The following is a 16,158-nucleotide window of genomic DNA, read 5'->3' on the forward strand; positions in this document are numbered from 1 at the left end:
CTCCCCTGTGCTACACTTCGCGCCATTCCTTTCTGCTACGAGTTTGCAATGAGACGAGAACTTGCCATTGAATTTTCACGCGTAACCGAAGCGGCAGCGCTGGCTGGCTATAAATGGCTGGGACGCGGCGATAAAAATACCGCCGACGGCGCAGCGGTGCACGCCATGCGTATTATGCTCAACCAGGTCAATATTGACGGCACCATCGTGATTGGCGAAGGTGAAATTGATGAAGCGCCGATGCTGTTTATCGGTGAGAAAGTCGGTACCGGTCACGGCGATGCCGTAGACATTGCGGTCGACCCTATCGAAGGTACGCGCATGACGGCAATGGGCCAGGCGAATGCGCTGGCGGTCCTCGCAGTTGGTGACAAAGGCTGTTTCCTCAACGCGCCAGATATGTACATGGAGAAGTTGATTGTCGGCCCTGGCGCCAAAGGGGCTATCGACCTGAACCTGCCGCTGGAAACAAACCTACGTAATGTCGCCGCCGCACTCAACAAGCCGCTCGGCGATCTGACCGTGACGATTCTGGCCAAACCTCGCCACGATGAGGTGATCGCAGAGATGGCGAAGCTTGGCGTTCGCGTGTTCGCCATTCCCGATGGCGACGTCGCAGCCTCCATTCTGACCTGTATGCCAGACAGCGAAGTTGACGTGCTGTACGGCATTGGCGGCGCACCGGAAGGTGTCGTTTCTGCCGCCGTCATCCGCGCGCTGGACGGCGACATGCAGGGTCGTTTGCTGGCACGTCATGACGTCAAAGGCGACAGCGAAGAAAACCGCCGTATCGGCGAACAGGAACTGGCCCGCTGCCAGGCGATGGGCATTGAAGCCGGTAAAGCGCTGCGTCTGGACGAAATGGCACGTAGCGATAACGTTATCTTCTCCGCCACCGGGATCACCAAAGGTGATCTGTTGGATGGAATCAGCCGTAAAGGCAATATCGCCACCACCGAAACGCTGCTGATCCGCGGCAAGTCGCGCACGATCCGTCGTATTCAATCCATCCACTACCTTGATCGCAAAGATCCTGATGTGCAGGCGCATATCCTGTAACAAATTTGTTTGATTGAGCCTTCCAGTCCTTCGGGGCTGGAAATCTTTCGTGCAACGAACGAAGATAAGGCAATCAAAGCAGACAGGAGGACACCATGGCAGATTGGGTAACAGGCAAAGTCACTAAGGTACAGAACTGGACCGACGCCCTGTTTAGTTTGACCGTGCGCGCGCCGGTTCTCCCCTTCACTGCGGGTCAGTTCACCAAGCTTGGTCTGGAGATCGACGGCGAACGCGTCCAGCGCGCCTATTCCTACGTGAATGCACCAGACAACCCCGATTTAGAGTTTTATCTGGTGACAGTGCCCGACGGAAAGCTGAGTCCACGTCTGGCCGCGCTAAAACCTGGCGATGACGTACAGGTGGTCAGTGAAGCCGCGGGGTTCTTTGTGCTGGATGAAGTCCCCGATTGCGATACGCTGTGGATGCTGGCAACCGGCACGGCGATCGGCCCGTACTTATCCATTCTGCAACTGGGCAAAGATGTCGATCGCTTTAAAAATCTGGTGCTGGTCCATGCTGCCCGTTATGCCGCCGATTTAAGCTACCTGCCGCTGATGCAGGCGCTGGAAAAGCGTTACGAAGGGAAATTACGTATTCAGACCGTCGTCAGCCGTGAAACAGCTGCAGGTTCGCTTACTGGCCGCGTTCCCGCACTGATTGAAAGCGGTGAGCTGGAAAAAGCAGTCGGTCTGCCGATGGATACCGCCACCAGCCATGTGATGCTCTGTGGGAACCCACAGATGGTACGCGATACCCAGCAGTTGCTGAAAGATACCCGGCAGATGACCAAACACCTGCGTCGCCGACCGGGCCATATGACCGCTGAGCATTACTGGTAAGGGTGTTTGCCTGAAGTCACTTTTGCCGGATGGTGGCTTCGCCTTATCCGGCCTACGGGTGACACTTTCGCCATCTGGCATTGTATTCACGCTTTGTACTTCACGTCCTGCGTATCCTTACCAAACTTATTCTCGCCCTGGGTGCCAACAAACGCGCCCAGGTCAATCAGCATGCCGACCAGAATCAACGTGGGGACAAAGCGTCCGACGACCCACGGCAAGACGCTGGGTAACATCGTCCAATTTCCTGCCAGCAGCATCCACGCCAGAATCATCAATAGCGCCCATGCGCCAGAGCGTCCCCGGTCATGCAGGCGTTTTACCGTCACCGCCGCTGTCGGCCATAACAAGCACACCAGGCAAAAAGCCGCTGTCTGAATATCGAGAAGTTTTTTACTCGCCAGCGAGAACAGAACCAGCATACCGACAATCCAGAGGCCGACCCAAATCCAGAAATCACGGCGTCCAATACGCCCTTTAATTGAGAATAACCACTGCTGTATGGTCATGTAAGTTCCTTTATTATTACCTTCAAGAACAGCTTACCCTTTTGACAAGCCCGACGGTTTTGCTCTATGGATTTCGAGTGGTGGGAAGGCGGCAAGTGAATGAGTCCCGATGAGCTTACTCAAGTAAGTGATTCGGGTGAATGAACGCAGCTAACGCACCTGCCACTTGAAAGACGACGAGTATATCGTTTTAATCGTGGTCAGTCATAATGAAAGGTACGATTGATGAAGCAAGGATTTACTCTGTTTTTATTATTGTTTTCAGCCCTGTCCGCAAGCCCTGTGGCTCGGGCGGAAGCGCCCTCGACGGCAACCACTGCCCCCTATCTGCTGGCGGGTGCGCCGACGTTTGATCTGTCGATCAGCCAATTTCGTGAAAACTTTAATACGCAGAATCCGAAGCTTGCATTAAATGAATTCCGCGCCATCGACAGCAGCCGCGATAAGGCAAATCTCACCCGAGCAGCCAGTAAAATCAATGAAAACCTGTATGCGTCATCAGCCCTTGAGCGCGGGACATTGAAAATTAAAAGCATGCAGATAACCTGGCTGCCGATCCAGGGGCCGGAACAAAAGGCCGCCAAAGCCAAAGCGCTGGAGTACATGAGTGCCGTCATCCGTACCGTAGCCCCCTTATTGACCAAAGAACAAAGTCAGAAAAAACTGCAAAAATTGCTCACCGCAGGCAAAAGTAAGCATTACTACGCAGAAACCGAGGGTGCAATTCGCTATGTCGTGGCAGATAACGGCGAAAAAGGGCTGACCTTCGCTGTTGAACCGATTAAGCTGGCGCTATCTGAAAATCTCGAAGGGTCGAATAAATGACAAAAAGCAAAGCCTTCATGATGATCAATCTCTATACTGTTTCACAGACCATGCTGCCCTGACGGGCGGCCATCTTCCTTAATTCGCTGACAAGCGTGGAGAAATGAAATGCGACATCCTTTAGTGATGGGTAACTGGAAACTGAACGGCAGCCGCCACATGGTAAACGAACTGGTTGCTAACCTGCGTAAAGAACTGGCTGGCGTTGCTGGCTGTGCAGTAGCAATCGCTCCACCGGAAATGTATATCGACCTGGCGAACCACGCCGCTGCCGGTAGCCACATCATCCTGGGCGCGCAGAACGTTGACCTGAACCTGTCTGGCGCATTCACCGGTGAAACCAGCGCTGAAATGCTGAAAGATATCGGCGCGAAATACATCATTATCGGTCACTCTGAGCGTCGTACTTACCACAAAGAGTCTGACGAACTGATCGCTAAAAAATTCGCCGTGCTGAAAGAGCAGGGTCTAACGCCGGTTCTGTGCATCGGTGAAACCGAAGCAGAAAACGAAGCGGGCAAAACTGAAGAAGTGTGCGCACGTCAGATCGACGCAGTACTGAAGACTCAGGGCGCAGAAGCATTCGAAGGCGTGGTTATCGCTTACGAACCTGTATGGGCTATCGGTACCGGCAAATCTGCAACTCCGGCACAGGCTCAGGCTGTTCACAAATTCATCCGTGACCATATTGCTAAAGCTGACGCAAAAATCGCTGAACAAGTTATCATCCAGTACGGCGGTTCCGTAAACGCAGCTAACGCGGCAGAATTGTTCGCGCAGCCGGACATCGACGGCGCGCTGGTGGGTGGTGCTTCTCTGAAAGCCGACGCCTTCGCCGTGATCGTTAAGGCAGCTGAAGCCGCTAAACAGGCTTAAGTTGTTGTAAGGGGGGCATTGCCCCCCTTGTCATCTCCGCGTTACCAATATCCCAGCCAGTGCCACCAGAAGGCACCCGTTACCCCCCAGATAGTCAGGTTGGCCACACTCATCACCAGCCCTGTTTTCCACCACTCAGCCAGCGTAACGTAACCCGAGCCAAAAATGATGGGCGCAGTACCTGTGCCGTAGTGCGTGAGCGACATCATCAACGAGGATGAGAATCCCAGCATCAGGCCAAGCAGCGCCGGAGGCGCACCGAGACCTAATCCCGCCGCGAAGAACGCCGCGAACATCGCCGTAATATGCGCGGTAGTGCTGGCAAAAAAGTAGTGCGAATAGACGTAAAGCAGAACCAGCAGCAGTGTGGCGATACTCCAGTGAACGCCGAGATGATCGATGGCACTTCCGACGCTGGTCGCCAGCCAGCCGACCAGGCCCAGTTTGCTCAGGAAGTCCGCCATCATTACCAGCGCAGCAAACCAGACTATCGTATCCCATGCCCCACGGCATTTGAGAATATCATCCCAGCTGAGTACCCCGGTCACTAACAAAATTGATAAGCCGATTAACGCCGCGCTGGTGGGGTTGACGGTCCAGGCACTGCCCATGATCATCGCAGGAACACCCGCCCACAGGCAGAGCAGCAAAACGAAAACCGCGAGGGTGATTTTCTCTGCCAGCGCAAGCGGGCCAAGCGCATCGAGCTTTTGCCGGGCGAACTGCGGTGCGTTCGGCGTGCGGGTAATGGCCGGCGGGTAGAGCCACCAGATAATAATGGGCATCACGATCAGTGAGATGACCGCAGGCAGAAGCGCAGCGATGGCCCACATTCCCCAGGTCATATTCAGTACCCCATCCGTCCCTTTGGTCAAAAAGCTGACAATCAATGGGTTAGGCGCGGTCGCAGTAATAAACATCGCCGAGGTGATCGGGTTAATGTTGTAGTTCACCAGCGCCAGATAGCGGCCGGTAGAACCGTTTTCCTTATCTCCTGGCTGAGACCCGAGGCTTTCGGCAATCGCCCGCATGACCGGGTGAATAATCCCACCACCGCGCGCGGTATTGCTTGGGGTTACAGGGGCTATCAGCGTTTCCGCCAGGGTTAACGCCCAGGCAATACCCAGCGTCCGTTTGCCAAACAGGGCAATAAATCCATAGCCAATGCGCGCGCCCAGCCCCGTTTTCAACAGGCTTTGCGACAGCATGATGGAGATACCGATCAACCAGATCAGTTGGTTAGAGAAACCGCTCAGCGCATCACTCAGCGCCGCAGTCGGTTTACCAGGGTGAGTGACGCCGGTCATTGCCACCAGCATAATCGCTACAATCGCGATAGCGCCAATAGGCATGGCTTTGCCAATGATGGCCGCGATAGTGCCAATAAACAACGCCAGCAGATGCCACGCTTCGGGGGTAACGTCAGGAGGGCAAGGGATAACAAACCAGATAGTCAGGGTAATCACGATCGAGATAATGGCAGGCCAACAGCGTATAGGGGTCAATCTGTCCATGAGACAATCCTTGAGTTTCCAGCACGCAAGTATGCACATCGATATTACCCGGTATCGACATGCAGAATGCGATTCACCTTCTCAATACATAAATTTTTACGATTACAAGACGTTATAGCTTCCCCAGTACGCTAAACCACAGATAATCCAGCGGCAGCAGAACCAGGTACGTTGCCATAGCCAGCGTAATGCACAGCAGCATTCCTGCCCGTGCAGGCACTTTGCCTAGCGCCATCGCCACCACAATTGGCGATGCCTGATACGGCAGCAACGGAGTGGAATAGCCCAGCACCTGAATCATAATCACCGACAGCAGCGGAAACCCGGTCGCATCGGCAAAGCTCTGTGCCAGCGTGGTATACAGCGCCGGAACGCCGTTGGCGGTCATAATAAAATTGAGCGCCGTGGTAATACCGGTTAACGCCAGAAAGCTGGTAAAGGGTTTATCCGCGTCCAGCGGCATCACGTGTAGCAACGCCTCCCCCACCGCGCTACCGATGCCGGTTTGCGTCACGGTGATCGCCAGCCCCAGGATCCCCGCCACGTAAATACAGGTGCGGATGTTCACCCCGCTGGAAAACTCGTCCCCGTTAATAAAGCCTACCCGTGGCAACAGCGTAATGATTGCCGCCGCCAGCCCAGTCCAGGCCGGACCAATACCGTGCCAGCTTTCGCTGACCCACATCAGCAACACCACCGCTAACATCCAGGCCAGCCGTTTTTCATCGCGACTCATCGGCGCAGGTGGCGTCACATCCATAGGGGCATGGGGCTTGCCGGGGAACAGCCAGCAGATCAGTCCAACCAGCAGCGCGCCTTTTAGCCAGCCGAGGACCGGCGTATGTAGCATTAAATAGGGTAGATAATTCAGATGGATACCGTAAGAACCTTCCGTTGCGCCACTCATCACCAGATTCGGTACGTTGGCAGGTAGGATGGTGGCGGAAAGCTGGAACGTCCCAAAACCCACGGCTAACGCCAGACCGTACCAGGCGCGGGTACCGTCGACAATGCCAGCGCGTTTCGCCATCGCCGCGACAATCGGCATCAGCAGCGCAATACGCCCCATATTGGACGGCATCACAAACGCCAGCGCATAGCTCAGCAGCACTACGCTTGCGACCATTAACGGCCAGGAATCGGTCAGCCGGGACGACAACGCCCGCGCCGCCCTGTCCGCCAGTCCCGTTTTACGTATCGCGATGCCCAACACGAAACCGCTGAAAACCAGCCAGAACGCCGACGAAGCAAAGCCGCCAAAAATCACCTCCGGTGGGGCGATTTTCGCCACCATTGCGACAGAGAAGAATATCAGCGCCGTAATGAACTCCGGTAACAGCGACGTAGCCCAGAGCAGAATGGTGATGCCAACCACCAGTGAAGGGATAAACAGAGGGTGCGTAAGCCAGAGCGACATGCCTGTCTCCTGTTGTTTTTTTCAACAAGAATACGGGGACAGGCACAGAGAGTAAACGCCAGATTAGGTGGGTTACCGCAGGATCTGGCACTGATGATCCTGAATTTCCTCGGCGGAGGCGAGATTCAGCGACAGCAGATCGCGCTGGGTCGCCAGCAGGACAAAGGACTCATCACTCTGACGCACCATCGCCAGCGCATAGCGCCCCATATGATCACGCGCATCCGGCACCTCTTCCGCCAGCATCATAAACGGGCTGCGCTGTGCCAGTTCGTTTTCCGTCACGCGGCGCGCCAGATACTCGTGCCCACGTAATCCCCCCGGCAAAGGCAGCCAGCGGGTGCTGATTTTCGCCATATTGTCATCCAGTTGCGTTCTAACGTCAGGACGCAGGCAAGAGATATGAATGTGGAAATGGTTTTGCGTGCGGCCAGACGGCGAGTTGATCGTGAGTGATACCGCTTTATCAGGAATTTCCTGACCGTATTTTTGGCTCATAAAACCGCGCGCTTGCCAGGCGAGCCAGAAAAAATTCGGCGTGCCTGATTGCAACAGCAGCGGGCTTTCCGTGCCGTTAATGCGGTAAGTGGGCATCAATAAGTATTGCAGAGGGCCGTTACGGTCTTTGAACACCACATACCCGGCATCCGGTTTCACCTCCGCACACGGCGCAGGGTTATGCCGTTGCAGCTGGTTCGGCAGGCATTGCTCAAGAACAATCTGGCGTAATGCATCCGGGTTACCGTTGAGTTTCCAGTAACCTATGCCCGCAGCGGCAGCGATAATCATCACCACCAGTAAAAAATAGCCTGCTTTTTTCATTACGCGTTTCCTGTATCCCATTGAAGGGTAAGCGTAACGTAAAATGATGACAAATAAAAAAGCCCGGTCGCGTTATGCCACCGGGCCTGCAAACACATCTGCGTTAGCGTTTACTGATTTGGTCAAACGTACCGCCGTTAGAGAAGTGCTCTTTCTGCGCTTTGGTCCAGCCACCAAACTCGTCGTCGATGGTGAACAACTTCAGCTTCGGAAAGGCATTTTCGTATTTCTTCGCCACGTCAGCATCACGCGGGCGGTAATAGTTTTTCGCCGCAATTTCCTGACCTTGCGGAGAATAGAGATACTTCAGGTAGGCTTCGGCCACCACTTTGCTGTCTTTCTTTTCTACCACTTTGTCGACAATAGACACGGTCGGTTCTGCGAGAATGGATTCGCTTGGCGTGACGATCTCAAACTTGTCTTTACCCAGTTCGTTCGTCGCCAGCAGCGCTTCGTTTTCCCATGCGATCAGCACATCGCCAATTCCGCGTTCAACAAAGGTATTGGTAGAGCCGCGCGCGCCGGAATCCAGCACTTCCACGTTTTTAAACAGAGCTTTGACGAAGTCCTGAGCTTTGGCCTGATCGTTGTTATTGTGGTGCAGGGCATAACCCCATGCCGCCAGATAGTTCCAGCGTGCCCCGCCGGAGCTTTTCGGGTTTGGCGTAATGACTGACACACCCGGTTTAACCAGATCGTTCCAGTCATGAATCTGCTTTGGATTGCCTTTGCGCACCAGGAAGACGATGGTGGAGGTGTAAGGTGCAGAGTTGTCCGGCAGGCGTTTAATCCAGTTTTTATCGATACGGCCACGCTCAGCAATGGCGTCCACGTCATAGGCCAACGCCAGGGTAACCACATCGGCTTCGATACCGTTGATGACTGAGGTTGCCTGTTTACCGGATCCACCATGTGACTGACGGATCACCACGTTATCGCCCGTTTCCTGTTTCCAGTGCGCCGCGAAGGCTTTGTTGTACTGTTCGTACAGCTCACGCGTTGGATCGTACGATACGTTAAGTAACTGAATATCCTTTGCCAGAACGCTGGTCGATGCCAGCAATAATGTTAACCCTACGCCCCATTTGTTCATCGCCCAGCTCTCTTATTTAATGTTGTGATGAGCAGAGCGTGCCAGAAAGCGATCCAAACTTTAAAGAATAAAAAAAGATTTGCTATAACGTGGGGGAATATATGGAGTCGGGTGTTTGCCTGATGGCGCTACGCTTATCAGGCCTACAATTTGCATCATGTAGGCCGGATAAGGCGCAAGCCGCCATCCGGCAATTGCAATCAGTACAGTTTTTTCGCGCAGTCCAGCCAGTCACCTTTGAACGGACGCTTCATATTCTCGATAGCGTCGATGATGTCGTGGTGAACCAACTGTTCGTTCTGAATACCGACGCAGCGACCGCCATGACCTTCAAGCAGCAGATCAATGGCATACGCCCCCATACGGGATGCCAGAATACGGTCGTAAGGCACCGGGGAACCACCACGCTGGATGTGACCCAGTACGGTTGAGCGCGTTTCGCGTCCGGTTTCTTTCTCGATGTAATGCGCCAGTTCATCAACGTCACACATGTGCTCGGTGATCGCCACAATCGCGTGTTTCTTACCTTTGGCGATGCCAGCTTTGATTTCAGCGACCAGATCGTCACGGCTGAATTCAACTTCCGGAACGACGACGAATTCGCAGCCACCGGCAATTGCTGCCGCCAGAGTCAGGTCACCACAGTAGCGTCCCATCACTTCAACGATGGAGATACGTTGGTGAGAAGAAGAGGTGTCACGCAGACGGTCAATCGCTTCTACCACGGTACCCAGTGCGGTGAAGTAGCCGATAGTGTAGTCGGTGCCTTTAATATCGTTGTCGATAGTACCCGGCAGGCCAATGCACGGGAAACCCATTTCAGTCAGACGTTTTGCACCCAAGTAGGAACCGTCACCACCGATAACAACCAGGGCGTCAATCCCACGCTTCTTCAGGTTTTCGATAGCCACAGCGCGCACGTTTTCGTCGCGGAATTCCGGGAAGCGAGCAGAACCGAGGAAAGTACCGCCACGGTTGATCATGTCGGACACGCTATAACGGTCGAGCTGAACCATACGGTCTTCATACAAACCCAGGTAGCCATCATGGATCCCCATGACTTCCAGTCCTTCCGTCAACGCTGCACGTACAACACCACGGATTGCTGCGTTCATGCCCGGCGCATCACCGCCGCTTGTCAACACACCGATTTTCTTAATCATGACTACCTCTGAACTTTGGAATGCAAAATGAAATCTGCTGCCGGAAGTCGATTCCGCATATCGAAACGATCCAACGAATATGCAGATAGTATAACAATCACTTCCTGCTGAATTGATTCAGGTCAGGCCAAACGGTGGTAATTTATACACAAAATGCTGGCCCTGCTCACTTTTTTACAACGAATTATGAAAGCTCAAACATCTTGCCTTCCTTGGGTACGACTGAACAGGGATCCTGATGAATAATCACATCCGATCCCGGGAAACGCCGCAAAATCGCCTGCTCAACCTGTTCAGCCACTAAATGCGCCTGAACGAGCGGCAGATTATCTTCCATTTCCAAATGAATCTGAATAAAGCGGGTCGGCCCTGACTGCCGCGTGCGAAGATCGTGAGCGCCGCTGACTCCTGGCCATGACGTCACTATATCAATAATTTCCTGACGTTCTTCATCGGGCAAGGCGCGATCCAGCAAGGATTGCACCGCCTCGTAGCCCATACGCAATGCGCTATATAGAATATAGATGCCAATCCCGAGCGCAAACAAGGCATCCGCACGATGCCAACCGTACCAGGCCAGACCAAGCGCGACGAGAATAGCGCCGTTCATCATAACATCAGACTGATAATGAAGCATATCTGCCCGAACGGCCTGACTTTGCGTACGCTTAACGACCCAACGCTGAAACGTGACCAGTATGATAGTACAAATTAACGCAATGACGGTGACGATTACCCCAACGCCCGGATCTTTCATCGGCGTCGGTTGAACAAGATGCTGAATACCAGTCAAGAATAAAAATAGCGCCGAGCCAGAAATAAACATACTTTGCGCCAGCGCCGCCAGCGATTCTGCTTTCCCGTGCCCGAACGTGTGTTCATCATCGGCTGGCTGTAAGGAATAGCGCACCACCAGCAAATTGGTTAACGACGCGGCAATATCGACCAAAGAGTCCACCAGTGCAGCCAGAATACTCACCGACCCGGTGTACCACCACGCAAAAATTTTGATCAAAAGTAACAGCGAAGCCATCACGGTCGCCGCGATAGCCGCCCGGCTCACCAGCCGCCCATAAGTTTGATTCATAAGCACTCCCATCAGGATATGCCGCTAGTATAACGGATGAACTAAAACAGTCAGACAATAAGAAAGTGTCAAATTTCGGGCAAAAAAAACCATACGCAATGTGTGGAAAAGCGGGGATGGAATGTTGCAGCAAACATAGCACATTAAAATAAAAAATTACGCCCCCTCTTATAGCCGGACCAGTATGGCAATACGTCATCTGAATACGTTTTATTCTGAATTTTTAGGACCTCTCAACAACTTTTCCATTACTCCTTTACTTTAGGTGTAAGATAAATACTCAATCAACATATCTTGAGGGATTAAGATAGTGTATTACCCTAATTCTATTGACTGGAAACCGATCCAAGAAGGGGGACTGCGTAGGTTAAGGCTTGGCGAGATAAATCTTGCAAACTCGCTCTTTGACTTCAGCATTCTTTACCATCAAGTTTGGATTCATCTGGAAAGTTACCTTCCTTTTGATACTCAAAACCCAGGTCAGGCGATGACGCCTGACGGCGAAATGTGGTTTAGAACCATAAAATACGAAGATGATTTCTCGATGCCAACAAAACAGCCAACACCAAATGCCCAGCATCTTTTTTTGCATGAAATGATGCATGTTTGGCAGCACCAATATGGAATGTGGGTACGAACACGCGGGGCGTTCTCATGGGCTGCTGATTATACATACAGTCTAAATGAAAAAAATCTACTTGATTACGGACTGGAGCAGCAAGCATCCTTAGTCAGCGATTACTGGTTGTTAAAGCACTATGGGTTTGATGGGCATAGCGATCTCTATGTTTACCGCGATTATGACCCAGAAGAACCGGCGCTGGAATTAATGCAGAAATATGAAAAGGTACTCGGGAGCTTTCCGATATGAAGAAATCGCTCTTTTTTCTCCCTTTACTTTTATTTCTGGCCGGGTGCCCGGGGAAAGGCAGAGAGGGTGCAGAGTCCGGTGAACGACGGGCGATCTACGTAGATGGCAATCGTGTTTGCTTTACCATAGATAAAAACGATGTGTTAAACCGCTATATTCTGTCAACTAATGGTAGAGAAGGTAAAAAATTATTAGTCGGCGATTTTAAACATCTCACCTACCCAAGTACCTGCTTCACGGTTAATTTAGAAAAAGGGGTGGTGTATGGTGCAAGCTATACCTTAAATGGAAAAAATCACTACTACACATTTATCATTACCCATGATGGTACTGTGTTGGATTTAGGAAAAAGCTGAGCACTATTGTCAGATCACACGGCTCTACATAAAGGCTGTGAGTTACATTGAGGTCAGCCACACATAACAAAAGCTTTTATAAGCGCTAAATACCTTCTGCAAGTCGCTGTTTATCTTTGGCAGTTCACTGGAATTTTGGGCAAAAAAAACCCCCACATCATGTGGGGGAAGACAGGGATGGTGTCTATGGCAAGGAAAACAGGGTTACTACTGGGAACGTGAGTTGCTACTACTCAATAAATTCAACGATGAGCTTTTTTGCCATTGCGCGACATCGCGCAGCTGCTCCATTCGTTGTTCATGTTTCTCATTTAAAACCGCTTGCTGCTCGGGCGTTAACAGGCGATACATCTGGTTGCGGACCTTGGCGATTTCAACCTGGCGGGCAACCTGCTGTTGTGCCATCTTTTCTGCCTGAGCGCGCACAGCGCTTTCATCAAAATTGTCTGCGGTGACAAGACGATGCATTGTCTCCATTTCGCTAACATTAACAGGAGGCTGCTCATGTCTGGCCTGCTGCATTAAATCTCGCATCTGTTGACGTTGATGTTCGGTTAAACTGATACCGTCAAACATGTGGCTCTGCGCATTACGTTGCGAAGAGCTTTCACCCAGGTGCCAGTGATCGCCTGTGACGACTTCAGCTGCATGGCTAAACGTACTGAGTGCCAGCGTTGAGGCCATGACGGCAGCGGTAACTTTGCCCATCACTTGCTCCCAAAATCTTTTCTGTCGCGATTCAACGAGAGACAGTTTACGATTCGGGCTGCAAACATGCGTCAGGGGGTGTAAAACAACGTAAAGTCATAGATTAGCGCCGCCTGATGTCGTAATTTCTGCCTCGGAGGTACGTAAAAAATGAATAAAATACTGCTAGTTGATGATGACCGAGAGCTGACATCCCTGTTAAAGGAGCTGCTCGAAATGGAAGGTTTCGATGTGCTGGTTGCCCATGATGGGGAGCAGGCACTGGAGCTTCTGGATGACAGCATCGATTTACTTTTGCTCGACGTCATGATGCCGAAGAAAAACGGCATTGATACACTGAAAGCACTTCGCCAGACACACCAGACCCCCGTAATCATGCTGACCGCCCGCGGCAGCGAACTGGATCGCGTACTCGGCCTTGAGCTGGGCGCGGACGATTATTTACCCAAACCGTTTAACGACCGCGAACTGGTCGCGCGTATCCGCGCCATTCTGCGCCGCTCCCACTGGAGCGAACAGCAGCAGAACAGCGATAACGGCTCGCCGACGCTGGAGGTGGATGCGTTAAGCCTCAATCCAGGTCGCCAGGAAGCCAGCTTTGACGGGCAAACCCTGGAGTTAACCGGTACCGAATTCACCCTGCTGTATTTGCTGGCGCAGCATCTCGGCCAGGTGGTTTCTCGTGAGCATTTAAGCCAGGAAGTGCTGGGCAAACGCCTGACACCGTTCGATCGTGCTATCGACATGCATATCTCGAACCTGCGTCGTAAGCTGCCGGAGCGTAAAGACGGGCACCCGTGGTTTAAAACCCTGCGCGGTCGCGGCTATCTGATGGTCTCCGCTTCATGATAGGAAGTTTAACCGCACGCATCTTTGCCATCTTCTGGTTAACGCTGGCACTGGTGCTGATGCTGGTGCTGATGTTACCCAAGCTCGACTCACGCCAGATGACCGAGCTACTGGATAGCGAACAGCGCCAGGGGTTGATGATTGAGCAGCACGTTGAAGCTGAACTGGCGAACGATCCGCCCAACGATTTGATGTGGTGGCGTCGCTTGTTTCGTGCGATAGACAAGTGGGCGCCGCCGGGACAGCGGTTATTACTTGTTACGACGGAAGGACGCGTGATCGGCGCAGAACGCAACGAAATGCAGATCATTCGTAACTTTATTGGTCAGGCCGATAACGCCGATCATCCGCAAAAGAAAAAATACGGTCGTGTTGAAATGGTTGGGCCTTTCTCCGTCAGAGATGGCGAAGATAACTACCAGCTGTACCTCATTCGGCCTGCCAGCAGTTCACAATCTGACTTCATCAACCTGCTGTTTGACCGACCGCTGTTACTGCTGATCGTAACCATGTTAGTCAGCTCTCCGTTGCTGCTTTGGCTGGCCTGGAGTCTGGCAAAACCGGCACGTAAGCTGAAAAATGCGGCGGATGAAGTGGCACAGGGTAACCTGCGTCAGCATCCTGAACTGGAAGCCGGTCCGCAAGAATTCCTGGCGGCAGGTGCCAGCTTTAACCAGATGGTGACGGCGCTGGAACGCATGATGACCTCACAGCAACGCCTGCTGTCGGACATCTCTCACGAGTTGAGAACGCCGTTAACGCGTCTGCAACTGGGGACCGCGCTGCTGCGCCGTCGTAGCGGCGAGAGCAAAGAGCTGGAGCGTATTGAAATGGAAGCGCATCGACTGGACAGCATGATCAACGATCTGCTGGTCATGTCGCGCAATCAGCAGAAAAACGCGCTGGTCAGTGAAACCGTGAAGGCGAATCACCTGTGGGGTGACGTGCTGGATAACGCCGCCTTTGAAGCCGAGCAGATGGGCAAATCGTTCACAGTTAACTTCCCGCCAGGGCCGTGGCCGCTGTACGGTAACCCGAATACGCTGGAAAGTGCGCTGGAGAACATTGTTCGCAACGCCCTGCGCTACTCACACACCAGGATTGAAGTGGGCTTCGCGGTGGATAAAGATGGGATTACCATCACCGTGGACGATGATGGTCCGGGCGTGAGCCCCGAAGACAGAGAACAGATTTTCCGTCCGTTCTATCGTACCGATGAAGCGCGCGATCGCGAATCTGGCGGTACTGGTCTGGGTCTGGCAATTGTTGAAACCGCTATTCAGCAGCATCGTGGCTGGGTCAAGGCCGAAGACAGCCCATTGGGTGGTCTGCGCCTGGTGCTCTGGCTGCCGCTGTATAAACGTGCGTAATTGTGCATGTTGCGCCGGATGACGATGCTAACGCATCTTATCCGGCCTACAGGTTCAATAATCGCCTTATTTTCCCCACAATCTCCGCGAATTATCTTCGATCTTGCCGCTTAAGCGGCGTTTCTGCATGGTTCTGGTCCAGCTCTTTGACAGCCCCGCCGCCGACAGCAAACGGTGATACTGGTCGTCATCAAACGGCATATGCCAGGCAATGGCGATGGCCTCTTGCACGCTAACGTCACTCACACGAGACGCCAGTACCAGCGGCGCATCCGCCGATACCATGCCGGGTGCGATAACGCTGCACAACCAGCCGGTCTTGCCCGCATCCTGCATCTGGCTTGCCATGTCGCTAATAGCAAAATGAAAATTCAGCTTAAAACACGGCGAGCGTGGCTGTGTGACCTGAATCAGCGCCTCACCCCACTGGAAGATATCACCAATAAAAACATTCTCTTCCGTCATGCCCTGCGTTGACAGGTTCTCGCCAAAAGCGGGCGCAACGAACAACTCTGCCTGTTCAGGAAAAGCCTGTCGCCAGTGTAGGTAGTGTTCACGCGGATAGTGGCACAGCGCGCGGTCCGGCCCACCGTGAATTTTCGTTTCTGCCTGTTCATCCCCTGCCAACCCTAATTCGGTCAGCATCAGCTCGCCATCGACCTGAACTTTCGCAATCGCACTGGGGCGGCTTCCCGTGTAATCCCGAATCTTGCCTGCAAATACATCAACCGGATATCGCATCTGTTCCCTCTCCCGATAACTTTTCCCCATTACACCCTATTTATTCTACCCTATTC

Annotated in this window: 17 protein-coding genes; 8 read left to right on the forward strand and 9 right to left on the reverse strand. The window is 52.8% G+C overall.

Annotation, left to right across the window (positions count from 1 at the left end):
- Positions 1–48 precede the first annotated feature (48 nt).
- On the forward strand, positions 49–1,059 hold the full coding sequence (gene glpX, locus M2374_RS20315; RefSeq protein WP_096758822.1) for a class II fructose-bisphosphatase: 1,011 nt from the start codon (positions 49–51) through the stop codon (positions 1,057–1,059).
- Between the two features lie 95 nt (positions 1,060–1,154).
- Entirely contained in the window at positions 1,155–1,901 is a 747-nt protein-coding gene (gene fpr, locus M2374_RS20320) for a ferredoxin--NADP(+) reductase (RefSeq protein WP_096758823.1), read from the forward strand.
- Between the two features lie 86 nt (positions 1,902–1,987).
- Here fpr and M2374_RS20325 read toward each other — a convergent pair whose 3' ends face one another.
- Positions 1,988–2,410: a DUF805 domain-containing protein gene (locus M2374_RS20325; RefSeq protein ID WP_096758824.1), complete on the reverse strand. Its 423-nt coding sequence runs from the start codon at positions 2,408–2,410 to the stop codon at positions 1,988–1,990.
- Between the two features lie 225 nt (positions 2,411–2,635).
- Here M2374_RS20325 and M2374_RS20330 point away from each other — a divergent pair, with 225 nt between their 5' ends.
- On the forward strand, positions 2,636–3,235 hold the full coding sequence (locus M2374_RS20330; RefSeq protein ID WP_096758825.1) for a YiiQ family protein: 600 nt from the start codon (positions 2,636–2,638) through the stop codon (positions 3,233–3,235).
- A gap of 108 nt (positions 3,236–3,343) precedes the next feature.
- Positions 3,344–4,111: a triose-phosphate isomerase gene (gene tpiA / locus M2374_RS20335; protein WP_096758826.1), complete on the forward strand. Its 768-nt coding sequence runs from the start codon at positions 3,344–3,346 to the stop codon at positions 4,109–4,111.
- A 41-nt stretch (positions 4,112–4,152) separates the two neighbouring features.
- Here the strand turns inward: tpiA and M2374_RS20340 are convergent, their stop codons facing one another.
- The 6 genes from M2374_RS20340 to fieF all read right to left on the reverse strand — a co-directional run bounded on the left by M2374_RS20340 (position 4,153) and on the right by fieF (position 11,207).
- A complete protein-coding gene (locus tag M2374_RS20340; protein WP_135912764.1) occupies positions 4,153–5,625 on the reverse strand; it encodes a DASS family sodium-coupled anion symporter in 1,473 nt (490 codons plus the stop codon).
- Positions 5,626–5,737: 112 nt separating this feature from the next.
- Positions 5,738–7,042 carry an SLC13 family permease gene (locus M2374_RS20345; protein ID WP_137400231.1) on the reverse strand — a complete coding sequence of 435 codons (1,305 nt, stop codon included), beginning with the start codon at positions 7,040–7,042 and terminating at the stop codon, positions 5,738–5,740.
- 72 nt (positions 7,043–7,114) lie between these two features.
- Positions 7,115–7,864, reverse strand: a complete 750-nt coding sequence (locus M2374_RS20350; RefSeq protein WP_137400232.1) for a CDP-diacylglycerol diphosphatase — start codon at positions 7,862–7,864, stop codon at positions 7,115–7,117.
- Between the two features lie 103 nt (positions 7,865–7,967).
- Positions 7,968–8,957, reverse strand: a complete 990-nt coding sequence (gene sbp, locus M2374_RS20355) for a sulfate/thiosulfate ABC transporter substrate-binding protein Sbp (protein ID WP_096758830.1) — start codon at positions 8,955–8,957, stop codon at positions 7,968–7,970.
- A 200-nt stretch (positions 8,958–9,157) separates the two neighbouring features.
- Positions 9,158–10,120 carry a 6-phosphofructokinase gene (gene pfkA / locus M2374_RS20360; protein WP_117343655.1) on the reverse strand — a complete coding sequence of 321 codons (963 nt, stop codon included), beginning with the start codon at positions 10,118–10,120 and terminating at the stop codon, positions 9,158–9,160.
- 184 nt (positions 10,121–10,304) lie between these two features.
- Positions 10,305–11,207: a CDF family cation-efflux transporter FieF gene (gene fieF, locus M2374_RS20365; protein ID WP_096758832.1), complete on the reverse strand. Its 903-nt coding sequence runs from the start codon at positions 11,205–11,207 to the stop codon at positions 10,305–10,307.
- Between the two features lie 307 nt (positions 11,208–11,514).
- Between fieF and M2374_RS20370 the strand changes: the two genes are divergently transcribed.
- Together M2374_RS20370 and M2374_RS20375 are read left to right on the forward strand one after the other, a co-directional pair.
- On the forward strand, positions 11,515–12,078 hold the full coding sequence (locus M2374_RS20370; RefSeq protein ID WP_181540958.1) for a type IV secretion protein Rhs: 564 nt from the start codon (positions 11,515–11,517) through the stop codon (positions 12,076–12,078).
- The gene (locus tag M2374_RS20375) at positions 12,075–12,434 is read left to right on the forward strand and encodes a putative T6SS immunity periplasmic lipoprotein (protein WP_117343653.1); all 360 of its coding nucleotides are present in this window, start codon (positions 12,075–12,077) and stop codon (positions 12,432–12,434) included. The genes M2374_RS20370 and M2374_RS20375 overlap by 4 nt, the downstream gene beginning before the upstream one ends.
- A 207-nt stretch (positions 12,435–12,641) precedes the next feature.
- Here M2374_RS20375 and cpxP read toward each other — a convergent pair whose 3' ends face one another.
- On the reverse strand, positions 12,642–13,142 hold the full coding sequence (gene cpxP / locus M2374_RS20380; RefSeq protein WP_181688585.1) for a cell-envelope stress modulator CpxP: 501 nt from the start codon (positions 13,140–13,142) through the stop codon (positions 12,642–12,644).
- Positions 13,143–13,292: 150 nt separating this feature from the next.
- On the opposite strand from cpxP, the gene cpxR reads away from it, so the two are divergent.
- On the forward strand, positions 13,293–13,991 hold the full coding sequence (gene cpxR / locus M2374_RS20385; protein WP_005121756.1) for an envelope stress response regulator transcription factor CpxR: 699 nt from the start codon (positions 13,293–13,295) through the stop codon (positions 13,989–13,991).
- Positions 13,988–15,361 carry an envelope stress sensor histidine kinase CpxA gene (cpxA, locus tag M2374_RS20390; RefSeq protein WP_096758834.1) on the forward strand — a complete coding sequence of 458 codons (1,374 nt, stop codon included), beginning with the start codon at positions 13,988–13,990 and terminating at the stop codon, positions 15,359–15,361. Before cpxR ends, cpxA begins: the two co-directional genes overlap by 4 nt.
- A gap of 66 nt (positions 15,362–15,427) precedes the next feature.
- Here the strand turns inward: cpxA and yiiM are convergent, their stop codons facing one another.
- Positions 15,428–16,102, reverse strand: a complete 675-nt coding sequence (yiiM, locus tag M2374_RS20395) for a 6-hydroxyaminopurine reductase (protein WP_096758835.1) — start codon at positions 16,100–16,102, stop codon at positions 15,428–15,430.
- Positions 16,103–16,158 lie beyond the last annotated feature (56 nt).

Origin of the sequence: Citrobacter sp. JUb117 (genome assembly GCF_024809055.1) — a bacterium.
In the GTDB taxonomy this organism is placed as follows: domain Bacteria; phylum Pseudomonadota; class Gammaproteobacteria; order Enterobacterales; family Enterobacteriaceae; genus Citrobacter; species Citrobacter gillenii.

What these genes read in the sequence shown, in the direction of transcription:
- M2374_RS20325 (WP_096758824.1), bottom strand. Translation starts at nt 2,410, where the DNA reads ATGACCATACAGCAGTGGTTATTCTCAATTAAAGGGCGTATTGGACGC.
- sbp (WP_096758830.1), bottom strand. Translation starts at nt 8,957, where the DNA reads ATGAACAAATGGGGCGTAGGGTTAACATTATTGCTGGCATCGACCAGC.
- M2374_RS20330 (WP_096758825.1), top strand. Translation starts at nt 2,636, where the DNA reads ATGAAGCAAGGATTTACTCTGTTTTTATTATTGTTTTCAGCCCTGTCC.
- M2374_RS20340 (WP_135912764.1), bottom strand. Translation starts at nt 5,625, where the DNA reads ATGGACAGATTGACCCCTATACGCTGTTGGCCTGCCATTATCTCGATC.
- fieF (WP_096758832.1), bottom strand. Translation starts at nt 11,207, where the DNA reads ATGAATCAAACTTATGGGCGGCTGGTGAGCCGGGCGGCTATCGCGGCG.
- yiiM (WP_096758835.1), bottom strand. Translation starts at nt 16,102, where the DNA reads ATGCGATATCCGGTTGATGTATTTGCAGGCAAGATTCGGGATTACACG.
- cpxA (WP_096758834.1), top strand. Translation starts at nt 13,988, where the DNA reads ATGATAGGAAGTTTAACCGCACGCATCTTTGCCATCTTCTGGTTAACG.
- M2374_RS20375 (WP_117343653.1), top strand. Translation starts at nt 12,075, where the DNA reads ATGAAGAAATCGCTCTTTTTTCTCCCTTTACTTTTATTTCTGGCCGGG.
- fpr (WP_096758823.1), top strand. Translation starts at nt 1,155, where the DNA reads ATGGCAGATTGGGTAACAGGCAAAGTCACTAAGGTACAGAACTGGACC.
- cpxR (WP_005121756.1), top strand. Translation starts at nt 13,293, where the DNA reads ATGAATAAAATACTGCTAGTTGATGATGACCGAGAGCTGACATCCCTG.
- M2374_RS20350 (WP_137400232.1), bottom strand. Translation starts at nt 7,864, where the DNA reads ATGAAAAAAGCAGGCTATTTTTTACTGGTGGTGATGATTATCGCTGCC.
- tpiA (WP_096758826.1), top strand. Translation starts at nt 3,344, where the DNA reads ATGCGACATCCTTTAGTGATGGGTAACTGGAAACTGAACGGCAGCCGC.
- glpX (WP_096758822.1), top strand. Translation starts at nt 49, where the DNA reads ATGAGACGAGAACTTGCCATTGAATTTTCACGCGTAACCGAAGCGGCA.
- pfkA (WP_117343655.1), bottom strand. Translation starts at nt 10,120, where the DNA reads ATGATTAAGAAAATCGGTGTGTTGACAAGCGGCGGTGATGCGCCGGGC.
- M2374_RS20345 (WP_137400231.1), bottom strand. Translation starts at nt 7,042, where the DNA reads ATGTCGCTCTGGCTTACGCACCCTCTGTTTATCCCTTCACTGGTGGTT.
- cpxP (WP_181688585.1), bottom strand. Translation starts at nt 13,142, where the DNA reads ATGGGCAAAGTTACCGCTGCCGTCATGGCCTCAACGCTGGCACTCAGT.